General features: G+C 59.6%; 11 protein-coding genes. All 11 read right to left on the bottom strand.

All coding sequences use genetic code 11. From position 1 onward, the window contains the following. A complete protein-coding gene (locus WI26_RS03415; protein ID WP_081334219.1) occupies positions 1-1581 on the bottom strand; it encodes an LTA synthase family protein in 1581 nt (526 codons plus the stop codon). Further along, a complete protein-coding gene (locus WI26_RS03410) occupies positions 1535-2356 on the bottom strand; it encodes an SDR family NAD(P)-dependent oxidoreductase (RefSeq protein ID WP_420480779.1) in 822 nt (273 codons plus the stop codon). Before WI26_RS03410 ends, WI26_RS03415 begins: the two co-directional genes overlap by 47 nt. Positions 2357-3424: 1068 nt before the next feature. After that, a complete protein-coding gene (locus WI26_RS03405) occupies positions 3425-4900 on the bottom strand; it encodes a glycosyltransferase (protein ID WP_069225185.1) in 1476 nt (491 codons plus the stop codon). 15 nt (positions 4901-4915) lie between these two features. Further along, positions 4916-6001, bottom strand: a complete 1086-nt coding sequence (locus WI26_RS03400) for a CgeB family protein (protein WP_069225184.1) — start codon at positions 5999-6001, stop codon at positions 4916-4918. Continuing rightward, the gene (locus WI26_RS03395) at positions 5982-7082 is read right to left on the bottom strand and encodes a glycosyltransferase (protein ID WP_236849291.1); all 1101 of its coding nucleotides are present in this window, start codon (positions 7080-7082) and stop codon (positions 5982-5984) included. Before WI26_RS03395 ends, WI26_RS03400 begins: the two co-directional genes overlap by 20 nt. Before the next feature lie 236 nt (positions 7083-7318). Further along, positions 7319-8293: a polysaccharide deacetylase family protein gene (locus WI26_RS03390; protein ID WP_069225182.1), complete on the bottom strand. Its 975-nt coding sequence runs from the start codon at positions 8291-8293 to the stop codon at positions 7319-7321. Between the two features lie 2 nt (positions 8294-8295). Next, on the bottom strand, positions 8296-8847 hold the full coding sequence (locus WI26_RS03385; RefSeq protein ID WP_155768731.1) for a hypothetical protein: 552 nt from the start codon (positions 8845-8847) through the stop codon (positions 8296-8298). Further along, positions 8844-9956 carry a glycosyltransferase gene (locus WI26_RS03380; protein WP_069225180.1) on the bottom strand — a complete coding sequence of 371 codons (1113 nt, stop codon included), beginning with the start codon at positions 9954-9956 and terminating at the stop codon, positions 8844-8846. Before WI26_RS03380 ends, WI26_RS03385 begins: the two co-directional genes overlap by 4 nt. Beyond that, the gene (locus tag WI26_RS03375; protein WP_069225179.1) at positions 9953-11122 is read right to left on the bottom strand and encodes a nucleotide sugar dehydrogenase; all 1170 of its coding nucleotides are present in this window, start codon (positions 11120-11122) and stop codon (positions 9953-9955) included. Before WI26_RS03375 ends, WI26_RS03380 begins: the two co-directional genes overlap by 4 nt. A 345-nt stretch (positions 11123-11467) precedes the next feature. Further along, a complete protein-coding gene (locus WI26_RS03370; protein WP_167359230.1) occupies positions 11468-12859 on the bottom strand; it encodes a BNR repeat-containing protein in 1392 nt (463 codons plus the stop codon). A 126-nt stretch (positions 12860-12985) separates the two neighbouring features. Beyond that, positions 12986-18715 carry a glycosyltransferase gene (locus WI26_RS30780; protein WP_167359229.1) on the bottom strand — a complete coding sequence of 1910 codons (5730 nt, stop codon included), beginning with the start codon at positions 18713-18715 and terminating at the stop codon, positions 12986-12988. Between the last annotated feature and the right edge of the window lie 15 nt (positions 18716-18730).

Here is an 18730-nt window from a genome sequence, read left to right as displayed (position 1 = left end):
TCATGCCGGCGTCTGCAGCATCCCGGTCGGCGACGCGGCGCGAGTGCAATCGACGTGCACCATCGCGCGCTGTATCGCAGCACCGAGACTCTCGACGCGAACGTTTCGGTGCTCGCCGAAATCGTTCGCGAAGTTGCGCCAAATAAAGTAGTCGCTATTGGTCGGTTCGGTTTCGAGCGCGTCGAACACCGAAGTCAGGGCAGGAACGTGATCGCCGTAAAAGCACAGCACGGTCGGCCGCTCCCGCTTGCGGAGATAATCAGTCAGCTTGCCGATCATGCCGTCGGCATTCTCGACGTGTCGCAGATAAGCGGTCAGGTCGCGCCAGCGTGCGTCGTCGCCGAGCGTGTGCCGCGATTCGGATTCACCCGGCCCGACCGATTCCAGATGCAGCGGGCCGTGGTTTTCCATCGTGATCGCAAACGCGAACAGCGGCCCGTCGCCGTGCTCCTGGAGGGTCGCAATGATCGCATCGGCCACCGGGTCATCCCCGATATACGGCCCGATCCGGGCCGCACCGCCGAAATCGCGAATATCCAGAAAGCGGTCGAAATGCATGAACCGGAATGCCCGGTTGCGCCCGAAGAAATCGGCGTGATACGGATGAATCGCGAGCGTGCGATATCCGCCCCGCTTGAACCAGCCCGCCAGCGACGCACATGCGCGGCGCACATACATGTACGGGTAAAAGCGCGAATAGCCGAGCACGGCAGACGGCAATCCCGTCAGCATCGCGAATTCGCTGCGCATCGTATTGGCGCCCCAGGCGGGAACGTCCAGGCTGCCCTGCGCAAATGCCTCGCGGCGGGCACGATCGAAATTCGCATACGGCCCCGACGACACGCACGCGCCGAGACGACGCGCGTCGAAATAGGATTCGCTCTGGATGACGATCACGTCCGGCGTGCTGTCCGGACGGCCGCCGGAGAAGGGCCCGGCGTCGACCGTGCGAAAGAACGCATTGCGCTCCGCATGCCGCAACCCGTTGACGAGGTAAGCGACGAATGCCGCGAAGAAACCCGTCCGACGCTGATCCGCAATCGGGTCGAGCGTCAGCGACATGCGACACGACAGCGCGATACAGAATGGCACGCAAGCAAGCGCGATCAGCGCAGCGACGCCACGCGCCGGCATGCCGGACGGTTGTTCGATCAGAAACCCGCCCGTCGCGACCGCCACGGCGGCTACGATGGCGAGCACCTTGCCGGCACTCAGAAACGGCAGATAAAGACGCGGATGGGCGAAAACCTGGCTGAACAGGCTCAGGTCCGTAAATACGAAGGGTTCGCGCAGAGTTTCGTATTTTGCGTTGCTGATGACGACCAGCAACGCGATCAGCACCAGGGCGACGGATACCGAGAAAAGCGGCCGTGCCGTCACGACGAAAGTCGCGCCCGCCACGATCGCGAACGCGCAGACATGCAGTGTGATCGCCGCCGGCGAACGGGCGAGCGACGCGCGCGGATACGCGATGGCCTCTACGAGAAACGAGAGTGCGGCTGCGACAGCCGCGAACGCGAATCCGTGCAGCACGTCACGCCTTCCCGCGCGGAAGATAGGACAGACGGCCGAGAATTGCATCTGCCAGCGCGGCCGGCAGCAGGCGCAGCAACTTGATGCCGAAGGCAAGAGTGAACGGAAAGGCAATTTCCACGCGGCGGCGCGCGAGGCGCTTCTTGATGTACCCGGCAGCCTTGTCCGCGCTCCACATGAACGGTTTGCTGCCCGGGAAGACGTCACTCATCGCCGTGCGGACGAACCCAGGCATCACGACCGACAGGCCGATTCCCTCCCGCGCGAGGATCGGGCGCACGGAATCGCAGTAGGCGACCAGCGCAGCCTTGCTCGCGCAGTAGGCGGGCGAGATGGCCATGCCCCGCAATGCGGCGAGCGAACTGACGACCGCGATCTGCCCGCGCCGGCGCATGCGCATCCGGTCGATGGCCGGCAGCACCGCATGCAACGCGCCGTACAGGTTGGTATCGACGACGTCGGCGGTACGCGCCATGTGCTCCCAGTCGTCCGCGGACTGCAGCGTGCTGGCCACGCCCGCATTCGCGATCATCAATTCGATTGGATACCGCGTATCGAAATCGAGCATCCAGTCCTGGACGGCGGTCGAATCGCGCACGTCCATGCAGCCGATCACGACGCGGGCGCCGCGCGCACGACACTCCGCGGCGACGGATTCCAGCCGCGCTGAATTTCTGCCGATCAACCCCAGCGTGGTATCGGGCGCGGCATAATTCAATGCCAGCGCGCGTCCAAGCCCGGCACTGCTGCCGGTTATCACGATTGCTCGTGGCCCGCTTGCGCTCACCTGCCCTCCCCGGTTGCGAATATTGCTGTTTTCCATCGTTTTAAACAGACTTTGTTTTTCAGCGATGTGTGGTTATCGATCTTCAAGCGCCAAGCGCTGCCTGATATTGCGATCAAGCAGCGGACAACATTGTCGATTTACTACGTTTGATTATTTCGTATGATTTAACTACGGCCGCAACATGCGACGCATTGGTATCGCACAGCGACGTAACGACGTGCGACCGCCCGAATCAGGGTTGCGAAAAAATGTGCGGACCATGCAGCGAAACGCCACCGCATGGAAATTTGCGCGGTGCGAAAGGTTGTTGGCCACAAGCTTACAACGCGCCGACGCGATCATACATCAATATTAATACTCGAGTAATACCTTGCATGTTACGACCGCTTACACGAGATATGCTCTCGCCGGTCGGGACCACGCAGAAAACGAAACTTGCATCGTTTGCAATCGTCCGGTACCGGGGCACGCCGGTCCAGAAGTGCAAACATCGGAAAAAACTGCCGAATCATTACACTGGCCGTCCGGCACCCGCCCATTCGCACGACGTATCCATCGCACAGATTGCCGATGCTGGCGTCACCGCTCGGCCGACTGCATGCGAGCAATCCTGCAAGCCGTTGTTAAAGTTTCCCGATTACTTGGCGGACATGAATCTCCGACGTAGCGGGTTCGATGAGAGACTGTCTGGTGGCATTCTGCCCCGTCCAATTGGGGCGGACAGAATTCCTCGAATGTTCTTTGCAAATCTTGATGATCCTTCGATTCGCTTGATTCGCCGAACTATGTATGGAAAACGTCAGGCCCTACTCCAGATCGGCTCCGGACGGCGAAACGAGCGAAGCCGTGCGGCCGCGCCATCGGTAAAAGTGAAATGCGCTACACCGATCCTCTCGCGCGGGCCCGGCAGGTCAGCTACCGGCGCCCGCAGCATCGTCGGACAACATCGTTGGTTATCGCGCGCTCCCTCTTCGTGCAAACATCCACGCTTCTTTCGATACTGACATTCGCTTTACACGCCGAAATGCGAGAAAGAGGGCGTCCACAACGAATCGGTAATCCGTGGCCATCACTCGCATCGATTGAACTTCGCTCACGCTGAAATCACGATTGCACACGGGTACGATGCTCTTGCCACGACCAATAGAGAACCATGCCGAAGCCGACGCAAACCGTTACGTTGAGCGGAATCAGAACATAGTTCTTTTTCTGAATCGCCAGCAGAACCGTGGTGAGTGAATAGGCAAACGTCACGATTTCGCCGGCGAGCAGAACTGCATTGATGCGCGGCATCGTCGAACGATAGGCCTTCTTGCCTTTTGGCGTGCGGTGAAAACCGCTATACACGCCGAAAACCGCACGCACGCCCCCCGCGAAGTAATACCAGGCCATCGGTAAAAACATCGCGATATAAAGGTAGGTATCCCATACCGCTTTCAGAACACTCGGCTTGTCATCGAATCTCGCGCCCTTGCGGGAACCGAACGCATTCGCAAGCGCCCAGATCGCGACCAGAACGAAAAAGGCGAATGCGCCAAGATGAATCCCCACGCCGTCGAAATGCACCAGGCAGGTCAACGGCATGCTGAGCAGGATCAGCACGTAGATCGAAGCCAGCAGCACGGACGAGAACATCACCGAGATCGCGTGCATCCGCTTCATCAGCGGCATGCTTTGCGACAACATCTGTCCGACATGCTTGAACCCGCTGTGGATCAGACCACGCCCCCAGCGCTCCCGCTGAATCCGAAACGCGCTGATGGTCTCCGGCAGCACCGACATGGAAACGACTTCTCGCATGTACGCGTATTTCCATTCGCCGAACTGCGCGCGATAGCCCAGGTCCACGTCTTCAGTGACCGTCGACGCATTCCAGCCGCCCAGCGCATCGACGCACTCCTTGCGCCAGACACACGAGCTGCCGCTCAGCGACGCCATGTCGCCGTCCTCGCTCAGCCCCACCGTCACATACTGCTGGTGCCCCATCTCCATGGCCTGGAAGCGTGTCAGGAACGACGCGTCGCGATTCTCGTAGCCGATGCCGGTCTGCAGGAAGCCGAGCTTCGGATCGGTGAAGCACGGGATGGTCTTCAGCAGGAAGTCCGCGGGCGGTACGAAGTCCGCATCGAAGATCGCAAAGAATTCGCCGGACGATTGCTGGATGCCGTTGACGAGGTTGCCGGCCTTGTAGCCTGTTCGCGACTGACGCTTGATGAGCCGGATGTTGATTCCGTCGGCGGCGTAGCGCTCGACTTTCGCCCACGCGAGCTTCGTCGTCGCGTCCGACGAATCGTCGAGCACCAGGATCTCGATCTCGTTGGACGGATAGGTCAGGCGGCAGGCCGCGTCGATCAGCCGCTCGACCACCTCGGACTCGTTGCAGATCGGCAGCAGTACGCTGACCCGGGGGTGAAACCCGTCTTCGGAGATCCGGGCGGGCTGCGCCAGCTCGGTCAGCTTGCGCCGTTCGACCTTGCGGGAAATCCGCAGCACGCGCAATTCGAGGAGCACGTACAGCGCAAAATAGAGCACCACCAGCAGGAACACCAACTGGGCGGCGTAGGAAAGCAGCGCGAGCATCGTGACGGCTTCTCCTCAGATCTTCACGATGGCGCAGATTTCTTCCAGCCGGTGCGCCCACGTATGGTTCTGCCGTACGTAGCGCGCACCTGCCTCTGCTCGGTCCAGATCATCCTGCGACGGGCCATGCCGAAGCCGCGAAAACAGCTCCCGCGCCTGGTCATGCGTATCGATCACGTGACAGAACTCGCGGAAATACCGGTCGACCGCACGGCTGGCATTGGTCACTGCGATACCGCCGCACGCGAGGATCTCGAGCAGGCGTCGCGAGAACATCGTCTCGGAGCCCGTCACCGAATTCACGTTGATCGAGATTGCATGGGACTTGTACACATGTGCGGTTTCCCGATGCGGCACCTTGCCGTGCACGCGCAGCCCATTCCTCTTCGGATAGCGAAACTCGAAGAAGCGCGACAGGCGATCGTGATTGCGATCGAATACGTTGAGCTGCAGATTGCTCTGCTCGCAGGTGTCGAACACCATGTCGAGAAAGCGGCGGCGCTCGTTCAGGATGCGCCGGTAGTAGCTCCCCGTGAAGCACGCCTCGTTGCGAACGAAATTGAAGCCCGAAAAATTATGCGACGCCGGTTGATACGGCATCACCAGCGTGTTCACCGGCACGTGCGCGGGCACCTGCTGCCGATATTGGTCCAGACACTCCTCATCGGTCGTGAACACGTAGTCGAACGCCTTCGCCACGTCGATGAACGTGTCGAAGAATGCGCCGTCATCCTTGTTCCAGAATACGGTTGGAACGCCCGCATGCCTCGCGAAGTCGACCAGACGAAAGATCGCCGTCGGCTTGCCCAGCCGCATCGGCGGCGTCTGTCGCGCCAGCTCGTAGCGCCAGCTCCCGTCCACGCCGTGAAACGCCGACTCCACGAGCACGAGATCGGGCTTCCAGTTGCCGATCACGTCCGCGTAGTTGGCCGGCGTCATGGTGCGCACGCGACATTCCGCCGACAGGCAGTCTGCGGTGAAGTAATCGGTGACGAGCGCAATCTTCAGGTGCCCGAAGCGTCCGGCCTGCTCAACATCCTCCGCAACCGTCGGATAGTCGTAGACCAACGAACCCAGTTTTCTAATGACCCTGCCGACCATTTAGCCCCTCACCCTGCGACATTGGCAGTGCATTCATGACAAATTCGCGCCAGCGGCGCTGCGTGGTAGCGTATTCTCTCGCCTGCCCCCGGAACGCCGCGAGCGTATCGCGGTCGGACAGCGCCACATCGATCACCCGTGCCAAGTCGACCGCATCGCCGGCCTTGAAAAACCAGCCGGCCGGGCTCGGCCCCATTTCGTCGCGAAATACCGGCAGATCCGGCACGATCACCGGCTTGCCCATCGCGAGCGCTTCCACGAGCTTGATCGGCGGCACGATCTCGCAGACCTTGAACGGCTTGCGTGGGATGCACACCAATGCGCACCGACCGAGCGTCCTGCGCGCCTGCTCGGGTGAGGTCCGGCCCAGAAAACGAATCCGCGCCGACAATCCGAGGCGCTGCACCTGCGCCTCCAGCGCCGGCCGTGCCTCGCCTTCTCCGACGATCTCGATCCGCACCGCGCGCCCTCGTCCGCACAACCGGGCGACCGCATCGATCAACGTATCGAGCCCTTCATAGCCGATCAGCGAGCCCGCGTATCCGATCGTGTCGGCATCGATCTCCTCGGGTGCCGACGGCGTAAACCGCTCGGGGTCCACGCAATTCGGCAGCAGATGCATCCGCTCGCCGGCAATCCCCCAGCGGTCGCGCGCGAACCGCCCCAGTTGCGCCGAGATCACGAACAACTTGTCCGCGTGCCGGGCCACCAGCCCCTCGAGCTGCAGCCCCTGCGCGAAGCCCTGACGTCCTTCGTATTCCGGCATGCGCGAGATGCGCGTCAACTCCCACAACCCGCGCATCTCGTACTGGAACGGAATGCCCAGTTGCCGTGCCGCCAGCAGGGCGGGCAGCGCGTTCACGTGATTCGACGCCGCATGGATCACCGACGCGCGACACTGCAAGGCCACGCGCGCGATGACAGGCGCCGCCTGTAACGCGTACATCAGCACCGGCCGGTTGTTGAACGGCGCGCTCGCATGCAGATACCGGACCTCGCTCACCTGCGTCTCGCTTCCGGCGACATCGGTCAGGCGATCCAAACGATCGCCCGGATAGCCGGGCCGCGTCAGCGGGTGCACGCGGCCTCCCGCCGCTGCCAATGCGCGCACGACTTCGTGCGTGCGCGTCGTATAGCCGCTCGTGTGATACGGCAATGCGCTCGCCGCCACGTACAGCATGGTGTCCGGATCGCCGACGAACGACACGCCTCGAGAACGCTGCTTCAACTTGCGCTCGAGCACATGCGCCGTCAGCCGACGGCTCATCGCGAGCAGCGGCTCGGTCAACGCCGTCTGCAACGAATCAAGCATCGTGCTCATGCTTTCGCTGCCCCGGCCGCCTTCAGTTCGGCACGGGCGAGATCGGTCGTATGCGTGGTCCGGATCTTGCCGCGGGTCTGCAGGTCCAGGAATTCCGACGTCGTGATCACGTCGTAGTCCTTCGTCAGACGCGACAGGAGTTTCCGGTAGCCTTCGACACGCTGGTCGTCCCGATAGGTCGCATGCCCGTTCTCGTCCCAATACAGCAGTGACCACGAATGGAGCAGGAAAATCGAGAACGTCGGACTCCCGCTGAACGCGTCGAGCAGCAACTTGCCCCACCACGGACGAAACCGGAAATACGGCGATTCGGGGTAAGTCAGGCGTGCCCACCATTCTTCCTTGCCGACCTTCGGCAGGATCTTCTTTTCCGTCATCGGCACTTCGATCACGCCGTTCGACCACTGGAACGGCAGATTCGTGGGCTCGCTGTAGTTGCACTGCCCGGCGTGGACCGCGCACAGGGAATTGTTGAACGACAGTTGTACGCCCGTGGACTTCAGCGCCCGGATCGTCGACGCGTTCCAGCGAAACGAACCGGCACGGTGCGCCAGCACCGGCTTGCCCGTTTCCGCCGAAATCAGCTCGCCGAAGTGGCGAATCACGAACTCCGCACGTGCATCGTCGGTGTATTGATTCATGTATTGCGGCCGCCGCGCAAGGCCGTGCTCGGCCCAGAACGCGTCCGGCAGGTATTCCGGATGCGTATGCAGCTGAACATCCTGCCCTGCGGCATCCAGCCGGCGCACGACCTCCTTCGTCTCGTCGAGGTACGCGTACGCGCCGCACTGGTCCACGAAGAACACGTGCTTGACACCGAACTCGTCGCCGATGGAGGCCATTTCGGCAACCCCCGCCCGCCCCTTCTCGTGCACACCCCACATCAACCGTTTGACGTGATCGTCCGTGGCGCGCTTGGGCAGCGCCTCGGTATCCACCGTCAACATGGCATAGCGATTTCTATCCATCATGTTCAGTTCACTTCCACCAATGCCTTCCAGTCGGCGTCGCTGACCTGCGCCGCGGCCGGCGGCACGATCCGCGCATCGCGATAACGCCACGCGAGATAGGCGCGCTTTCTTTCGCGATACGAACGATCGTCGCCGCTCAATTCTGGCAGGTATTCCACCAGCCAGCCCAGCCGTGAATAGAAGGCGAAATCGGCCACATCGGTCACCAGTACCGGCGCCAGCGTATCGTCACCTTTCAGCCGTGCTGAAAAATCTTCGCACGCACGGCGCAGTGCATCGCGCTCCGTACCCGGCGCCCAGATCAGCAGCGTGTTCGCTTCGGCCGAAAACGGCGCGTGCTTCAGCGTCGGCTGCCACGGATATTGGGTCACGTGCGGCGCAATCACGCCCAACGTGGACAGCCCACGCTTGACACCACGCCACGCACGCTCCTTCAGTGTGGCCAGCGGTTTCCCGGCGAGCAAATCATGGCGCGTCAGCAACGTCCAGTCGGGCTTCGCCGCAAGCGCGCGCAATTCGTGCCTCAAGGCCCGGGTTTGGTCGATGATGCTCAATGCGTTTGCCTCTTGTCAGCAATCCTGGCGATGATCTCGTCCGCCGCAAGCGACGCGCCGGTCATCGGTACCGCGCACCGCGCCGGCGCCGCCTCGGGCAACATGCCCAGCAGCGTGCCGACGGCGGCCTTGCGTTCCTGTTCGGTCTCGCAAGCCGAAACGATGGCAGGCATCACGTCGGCGACCATCCGCGCGCGACGAGCCTGATCGTCCACCAGTTGCGCGTTGGGTACCAACAGCGCGGGAACACCCGACTGCACCAGTTCACAGCAGGTGTTGTAGCCCGCGGCGCCGACAAACGCATCGAACGCGCGCAGATAGCGCGCCAACGGATAGACCGAAATCGGCAGCACGCCGGCCGGCAATTCGACGTCGCGCACCGAGATGGGCGCCCTTGCCCAGACCACCTGGAACCCGGCCGCCTCGAACGCGGCGATCAGTCCGTGCCCGATGCCGGCGACGTCCTTCAGGTTGCCCGGGCCGAGCGAAAAGAGGACGAAGCGGCCGGTCCGCGGCAGGCCGAGCGCTGTTCTCGCCGCCGCGCGGTCGAGCAACTCGTCGTCTTCCAGCAGGCAAACCGGTGGCACCGTGAGCCGCGTGCCGCCATTCGGCAAGGATGCGCGTGCTTCGGTCGCACCCAGTTCACCGGGCTGGATCACGAGATCGAACAACGCTTCGTCCACTGGCACCGTCTTGGTATCAGCCTTGAGCAGCCCGCGATTGGACCAAACGAGGACAGGCGATCCGTACATTTCGCATGCCGTCAGCAGACCCTTGAACGGCCACGTTCCGTCGAATACGACCGCATCCGGGCGAACCCGCTCCAGCATCATGCCCAGCCGCACGGCCAGTTCGCTGTTCCAGCCGAACGTCGAGCTCGACGACCAGTAATGCGAAACGAAATAGTCCGCTTCGAATCCCATCTCCTCGATGATCTCGATCGCCGACGCCAGCGAAAAGAAGAACGGGCGCGCGCGGCCACGCAGGCGACGCGCGTACGCGAGGCAACGGTTCAGATGGCCCATGCCCGAGCCGTTCACGTTGAAGAACAGGATGCGCGGCAACGCGCAGGCCGCGCGCGCCGGGTGACCGGACTCCGGGCCGATCATGCGTCCCCGCCGAACAGGTCGCGCGTGTAGACCTTGCCTGCGACGTCGGACAGATCATCGGTCTGGCGATTTGCAACGATCACGTCGGCGGAGCGCTTGAATTCAGCGAGGTCGTGGATGACCGACGAGTTGAAGAACGTCGATTCGTGCAACGCCGGCTCGTAGACGATGACCTCGACGCCCTTTGCCTTGATGCGCTTCATGACGCCCTGGATGCTGGACGCGCGAAAATTGTCGGACCCGGCCTTCATCACGAGGCGGTAAATGCCGACGACCTTCGGTTTGCGCTTGAGAATGCTCTCGGCGATGAAGTCCTTGCGCGTGCTGTTCGACTCGACGATCGCGCGAATCAGGCTCTGCGGTACGTCGCGATAATTGGCCAGCAGTTGCTTCGTATCCTTCGGCAGACAGTAGCCGCCGTAGCCGAAGCTCGGGTTGTTGTAGTGCGCGCCGATGCGTGGATCGAGACATACGCCGTCGACGATCTGGTGCGTGTCGAGACCGTGCTGCGCGGCGTAGGTGTCCAGTTCGTTGAAATAGGCCACGCGCATCGCCAGGTACGTATTCGCGAAGAGCTTGATCGCCTCGGCTTCCGTGCTGCCCGTGAACAGCGTCGGAATATTCTGCTTGATCGCCCCCTGCTTCAGCAGGCCGGCAAACGCTTCGGCTCGCTCGGAACGTTCGCCGATCACGATCCGCGAAGGATGCAGGTTGTCGTACAGCGCCCGGCCTTCACGAAGGAATTCGGGAGAGAAGATCAGGTTGTCGGTGCCGAGTGCCGCGCGCGTACGCTCGGTGTAGCCGACCGGAATGGTCGACTTGATCACCATCACCGCCCGAGGGTTGATCGCCATCACGTCGCGGATGACGACCTCGATCGAGCGGGTGTTGAAGTAGTTCGTTTCCGGATCGTAGTCGGTCGGCGTGGCGATCACCACGTAGTCAGCGCCGGCGTATGCGTCTTCCTTGTCCAGCGTCGCGCGGAAGTTCAGGCTCTTGTGGCGCAGGTAGTCCTCGATCTCGGCATCCTCGATCGGCGACTCCTTGCGGTTGAGCATCGCCACCTTCTCGGGGACGATGTCGAGAGCCACGACTTCATTGTGCTGCGACAGCAGGACGGCGTTGGACAGGCCGACGTAGCCTGTGCCGGCGATAGCGATTTTCATGCAAACTTCTCTCAGACAGATAAAGAAATCCGCTGCCATCCTTCCAGCCAAGACAAATGCGCCCGTAGGCGGTCCGTGCCAGGAAAAGCAACTTCATTCCATTGCAGACGACCCGCAACGACCGAGCCCAACAGGCTGTCGTCCGCAGGAAATCTGTTCAAATTCAGCGGTGCCCGACATCGTGTTCGAATGCCGCACATTCAAATCCTGTCTCCCGTGCCAACAGGATCAGACCGACCACATCGACATATTCGACTTCGAAGCGGCGGTCTCCCGATATGTGGCAATGCGCCCGCCTCCCGCGACATGATCCACAACCTTCACAATCCATGGCTGCTTCACTTGCTAATTCGAGGCGTCGCGTGATGTCCGGATCGATTTCAACACCAGATCGGAGACGAAATTACACGGCACCGCCGATTTGCAGTCCCTGGGACGGTCTCTATTGTCCGCAGGCAAGCTAAACCAAGAAATCGCATAATTGGCGTCGGCGCTATCAGGTGCCGAATCTCCAATGGCCACGGGACGAACATTCAGCTCGGCCCCCTTCGGAGCCTGACGATCCTTGACGGCAATCGTCGGCGCCCAGACGCTTGCACCAAGCATCTGTCGAACCTTGAGCGAATCGCCATCGTACACAAACGTCTTCGTACCGATATCCCGTTGATGAACCTGTTCGATCAAGCGCCCGTTTCTCATCTTCACGCCCGAGAAATTGATCTCACTCGGAATCGTCCCGCCGCCTCTCGGGTCCCACCGATATGTCCATTGGGTCGCCGGTACCGACTTCCATCCGTTGTTCTCCCGTCTGGCGTGGAACAACTGCGTAGCACCGGTCGAATCGAATTTCAGGTATGAGATGACGGGGTGACCCGTCGCATCGAACCCGATCCGGACATTGTTGATCAGTCCGCTACCCTTCGGAATGGCGTCCACAACTTCAGCAGTGGCCGGCGTGATAGGCAACGGTACAACGTCTCCTCGGCTGTTCCTCCAGGTGCGCAGATCGGCACTCTTCGCATAACTGACGTTAAAGTTGGTTTCGACTCTATAGGTCTCTCGCCATACCCAGGCTACGTGGAAGAAGCCGTCCGGCCCTAACTGGTAATCCGAATGGTACGCGTTGACCGTGCTCTTTTCCGAGTTCGGAGCGAAGATCGGCTGGTCGGTCCAACGAACCCATCGCGAACCTTCCAGCCGGTTGATCAATTCAATTCCGTTCCCGCTCCGTCCAGATCGGTACGAGTATCCGAGCGCGCCATCAGCGAAGCGAAAAAAATACGGATAGGTTGTTCGAGTCTCGTCCGCTCCGGTCATCGGCCGCAGTGTATCGAGTCCAGCCAGTCGATCCGGGCCGTCTGTCCGGGCGTAAATCAACGGAGATACATGCATATTCCCCGATACATGCAGCCGATTCTTGTCGTCCAAGACGAGGGAAATATAGTTGTGCTCATCCCACCCCTCGAAGCGAGACGGAACCCTGATTTTCTCCTTCTCACCGGTGCATTTATTGATTTGCGCAACCGTGAGCCAGCGATCAGCGTCGTAGTAGGCAACGTAGACAAATTTCTTGCTTTCGAGGGAGGCGAACTCGACGTGCGCGCTCCCCCAAACCTGATCGATCGGCAGTTCCGTCTGCAGAGACTTGCAGGAATCGATGTCGCTGTCTGCAAACGACGAGGTGGAAAAAGTCATCGCCGCTACAACAGCAAGACATCCGATCAAATATCTTGGCATCTCACCTCCTCTTTCGAGCAAAAACACTTTTCTCATCGTTCAAGGACTCTTCAAACTGTCGCCACGAATTTCGCAAGAATGCCACTCACCGCCCCTGTGACTTGGCTTTACCGATTCTTGCAGTTCCTATATTCGAGCAAGTTCCACAGCTCGCAAATCGTGTGCGCGAACCGCCGCTTCAACAGCACTATGCAGATCTTTGATTGCCGAAGACGAGAACGCCTCCCGGACTCGTCCCGGATAATCAGGATGCAATTTTTCGAGTGCGGCATTGCCTTCGGCAACCAGCTTGGCCTTCTCCCCCTTGAAGCTGGCAGTTCGCACGTGGAATACGAACGACCACGGAGACAGAAGATTCTTATAGCCTGCCTTCAGTCCACGCATGCAGAAATCATTTTCCTCTCCATAGCCGCGCGGGAACGCTTCCTCGTCGAATGCGCCAATTTTGTCGACAAGCTCCCGCTTAATGTACATACAGAACCCATTGCCGGTCGGAAGTTCGATCGGATCTTTGGAAGTACTTCCCGACAGGACCACGGAAGCATATTCGTCATATGACATGCTCTCTGGTTTCGGATTCGCTCGGCCTGGGACAGGAAACGAAAATGCGCCAGCATTGTCACTCATGGCAGTCACGGTGCCGACCGAGTCGGGCCCATACGCTGCGATCCTCAGTCCAAGCAGCCAATTCGGCGTTACCACGGTATCGCTGTTCAACAGAACGACGTCATCCGTACCTGCAAGCTTCAACCCTCTGTTGACTGTTTTTGTATAGCCAATGTTTCGCTCATTACGAACGACGGTCACATTGCCGACGTCATCGAACTTCGAGAGCGCGGGAAATACATGCTGATCCGGGCTTCCATCGTCGATGACGAGCAAACGCGTGTGTTGCGGATCCGAATTTGCGATAACGCTTTCAATGCACGCTATCGACTCGTTCAGTGCGTTATATACAGGAACGATGACCGTCACATCCCGATTAACTGCATCCGACGGAAAACGCCCATATTTTTCCGTCGCGAGCTTGAGCATCTGATTGGCCTGCTCCGCGACCCGCGATACTTCATCCACGATCGGATCTCGTTTGAGAATTTTCGAGAACGCCTTGCCGAGGTTGCGCTGAAGTGTTGCAGGCGTGTATTTCTCGAGCACAAATTGCCGCCCCGCCTCACCGAAGGTATCTATCAACGCCGGGTTCGCACAGAACTCCCGAACCTTCTGTGCAACCTGAGCGACGTCCCGATATGGAACCAGGAATCCTGTCCTCCCGGATTGGACGAGTTCGCCCAGCGCACCCCAATCGTATGCAATGACCGGGCGTCCTGCCGATAGCGCTTCGGCTACCGTTCGTCCGAAAGATTCTGCAAACAACGACAGGTTGAGGACCACATTGACATTCGCAAGCGCCTCACGAGGCGTTTGCTTGTAACCGGCAAAAACCACATTTCTCGGAATCCTGTCGCTCTCCTGCAACGCCATGAGCTCGCTTATTTCCTTTCGTTCGGGACCAACCAACCAGAACCTCGCCGCCGGGGCGATCCGCTCGCAAATTCGCGCCACATTGACGAGATCGTAGACTCCCTTTTTAGGGATATTGCTGCTGATCAGGGCGAATGTGATCTCATTCGGATAAATGCAGTTGGGCACGTCGAGGCACGTCAGATCGATCACGTTGGGTGCTACGAATGTGCGATCCGGATGTCCCAATGCCTCAGCAGTCGTTCTCGAGTTAGCCACGACATAGTCGACACTTGCATACAGGTGGCGCACGATGTCCTCGGGCGACATCCCGATCGCCTTCGAAAGATGCTCGTCGCTCGAAATCATCTCCCGCACGTGAACGACGCTGGGCACGCCACATTCCCGAGCAGCCACCAACGGCTCCCGGATAACGATCGTGTTGACGTATACAGCGTCGATCGAATGCCTTTTAACGATGGCGGAGAATCGTTCCACGGCAGATCTCGACATCGGTACTTCTTTTTGCCAGTGGTGATACTCGAAAACATAGAGCACATGGACGTACTGTAGAACCTCTGCCAGATACTCCTCGTTGCCAAAACCCGGGAAGGTGGCAACGACGTTGAAACCGCAGCCGTTCAACGCGACGAGCATGTCCAGGAAGCTTCGCTCACCTCCGAACAACTGCGTTCCGGCCGCGTGTGCGCACAGGAGCAGCCACGGCGCACCCTGCCGGATCGACTGCTTGCCCGCGACGGACGTATCTCGCGTAGGCACTACAGCGTCACCCGACACATCCACAATAGGCCAGGACACGGTTTGCCTCGGATCGAGAGCGGCGCCTGTCTCGGCGGGAGCGACCGCAGGACGATAGACCGCAATGCCCCTCTCCAGATTTTTTTCCGAATCGACGCGCCACTCCTTCACGACGTACCCATCCTCCGCGTAGTAGGAGAAATCGTCGGGAAGGTGCTTTTCCGACCACCGCGCAATAAATTTCGCTCGATTGTGCGCGATATGTTTTCCACGCCCGGGCGTCTTGCCTTCATAGTGAATCACCGTGGCGCCCGCCGCGTACCAACAATATCCATGAAAGCGCTCTCTGAGCCTGAGGCACAGATCGACGTCCTCTTGCCCGTTGATGAATACAGGATCGAATCCGCGGATTTCCGCAAAATCCTCGCTGCGCAGCGCGATACAGGCAGCCGTAATGGCCTGGAACCGCCGACTCTTGTTGACGCACTCGGCATCCCCCGGAAATTCCGCGTATATCGGATAGCCGAGGGCACTCCATCGTGAAAATACCACCCCGCCACATTGCAGCGTTCCGTCCGGGAACAAGAGCTTGGGTTGAACGGCCATGACCTTTGCATCCGCAAGAGGCTGTATCAGTTTTTCCAGCCATCCGTCCGTGACCGTCGTATCGTTGTTCAGAAATACGATCGACCTCCCGCTTGCGTGCGTAAAGCCGATGTTGCAGCCGAGAGCAAAATTCAGGTTCTCCCAATTCCGCACGACTTTGACACGCGTACCGCTCTTGAGCTTTTCAACTTGCGCCGCCGTAACCGGGTCGCTGCCATTGTCAACGAGAATGACTTCCCAGGACAGCGGGGAATCCACCCTCAGTATCGACTGCACGCATTTCACCGTGAGCTCGGGCTGACCATACACCGGAATCACGATAGACACGTCGAGCGTGCGAGGCTTTCGAGCTTCCGCGGCGAGCCTATCCCAATTGATCAGCGTCCGGTTCAGTACTTCGAACCGGAACTGCGGCTCCTTCTCCGGCTCGCTGAACAGTAACCTGCCCTCCCGCGCACCGCTGGTCAGGTAATGGAACAACGGCTCGACCCTGTGCCGCCTGACATCCTGATTCTGGGACAGATATTGCGTTGGACTGAACGACTTGACCGGGCGCTTTCCGCTGAAGCAGCCGATCAGAATGTAGTGCGTCAACGCATCGACATTCATCGGCAGTTCTTGGGAATACTGGAATCGGTAAAGCGCTTCGTCGAAGATCCCCGCCTTCCGGATCGCGCCCACATATCGCGCAAGACCAGCTCGATGCGCGAGAACGGCACCTACGTCGGCCTTGCCGACGAATGCGGGATTGTTCGTCAAATGAAGCGCACAACTTCCTTCGCCGTCGCTCGATCCGTGCAGCAGGCCAACACTGCCACCGTAAATGACCGGCAGAAGCCCGAATGCGCGCTCCAACGCGTGTTCAAGCTTTCCGTCCTTTTTATTCGCGGCCTGTTGGTCCGCGATATGAAAGGTTGCATACCTGCAAATTTTTTCGAGCAGTTCAGGACGAACCCAAAACATCGTCCCCGCAAAAAATCCCCAGTCGGTCTCGGGAATGTCCCTGCCGTAGCTCTCCCTCAAGATGCGTGAAACATTCGCCCTGTTCTCGTACATCAGTCTGGGTGCCGACTGATACAGCATCGCTGGTCCTGCCAGGCAGAGCTCCGGATGCTCCTCGAATGCGCGAACCACGGAGGAAAAGGTGACGTCGGAACCCAGCAAACTGTCGAGCATCACATTGCGCCACACGACCGCAGACTCGTCATAGCCGCGCTTGGTGTGTATCTTGCACACAGCCATGTATCGCTCGTTGATCAACGTAGGAATCAACGAGAGAAACGGGAGGATGTCCATTCCGACATTGGGACCAAAGGCGAAACGCGCGTTCGGGAAACTGCGAAGAATATTTTCGTGTGCGCTCGAAGCGAGTTCGACAGGCGCCGTCACAAAGAGATCGAAAGCGGTACCGATTCGCTCCAATCGCGCACAAATTTCCGGCCAGATCTCTGGATAAAAATAGTGGACGACAACGGCAATTCGACCAGGCACGCCCCTGCGTCCTGCGTCCGCCCACGGACGATCGCTTACCGATCCAGCGGCGTCGCCGGTCGTGAGTTGGCGCGCGCCTACGCCTCTCCGGTCATTCGTTGCCTCGGATCCCGGATTGCCGGTGCCGGCAGCGTTCAACAGGTATTGCAGCGTCTCGCGAACCTTCGCGTCCAGGTTGTTGACGAAGAGTTCGCAGTCCTTCGAAAGGGGTAGATTGCGGTGTTGTTCGACAGCCTGACGCAGGTGAAGCGCATTTGTGTCGTGGCCAAGCTCGCTTTCAAAATAGGCGCGTCCGGACTCGCTCAAGCGGTTAGCAGTATCGGAATCGTTCAATACATGCCCTAGCCGGGCACTCAACGTTTCCGGTGTGACCGCCAGAAGCGCGCCTCGCGCGAAGACATCGGCCAGCGCCTCGGTCTCGCTTGCCAGAACAGGCATGCCAATGGCCAACGCGTCAGAGAGCTTGGCCGGGATCTGACGCTGTGCAGCGGCCGAACCCACATCCTGCAGCAGAACGCAGACGTCGCCTAGCGCGACGATTTCCGGAGCACTTTCGATGGGTTGATTCGCGATGAAAAGGTATTCGACACCGTCGATCGCTTGCAACCTCGCCTTGAGTGTCGCATCGGAAAATTCACCGGCAATTACGAACACCACGTCATCCCGCTTGAGTGCTGCTATGGCCTCGGCGGTTTCAAGCAACCCCTTGTGCGTCCTCGGCGTACCGAAAAACAGTACGACCCTCTTCTTTTGCGGCACACCGTGCTTTTCCCGGCACTTTCGCTTGAACTCCGGGGATGCATCAAAGAGCTGTTCATTCCGTGCATGCTGAATGACCTGGCCACCGTAGCGTTTCTTGAGAACAGTGTTCGACACAGTAACGCCGTCGAAAGACTCGGCAAGCCCGACGGCCAAACGCGTCCAATTCTTCCCCGCAAGGTCCGCTAGAGCAGGCAGCTGATGGTGTTTCTCGATGAATTCACCGACGCCGACCGACGCGTCTTCACCGAAAAAGGCAAGTTCGTCGTCGTCGACATCAACGATGACCTTGGCCCCCCACATCAGCTTGTAGAGAATCCCCAAGAAAATATTCGGGGCTCGGGGCTTGGACAGATGCACGATGTCAAAAGGATGATCCGCAACCAGTTCGATTGCCTGATGGATATAGCGCGATTCGTCGTCCGCCACGAAGCAGTGCTTCTCGATTCGACTTCCTCGAATAGGCTCCCAGATCTGTCGCCCGTCCTTCGGAAAAACGCTGCCGACGATTTCCACGTCCGCAAAATCTTCGTACAGCATGGCCAGCGTGTACGCACGTCCGGCGGGATTACGCCCGAGATCCCAACCGCACACACCTACGCGCTTTCTTTTGATGCATTGGCGCTCTCTCAGGTACTTCCTCCGCGCCAGAACGAAGTTCGCCGAGATGTGCTTGGCCAACCCCGGAGCCGTGAGCAACACCCTCGCGTATTGGCGAATGGCGTCTTCGAAGTTTCCCGCCCGCATCGATGCGTTGCCAAGTGCGAGAGACGTATCCATATTTTTCATTTTCTT

The organism is Burkholderia diffusa (genome assembly GCF_001718315.1).
Classification (GTDB): Bacteria; Pseudomonadota; Gammaproteobacteria; order Burkholderiales; family Burkholderiaceae; genus Burkholderia; species Burkholderia diffusa_B.
This window is presented reverse-complemented; position numbering and strand designations above follow the sequence as displayed.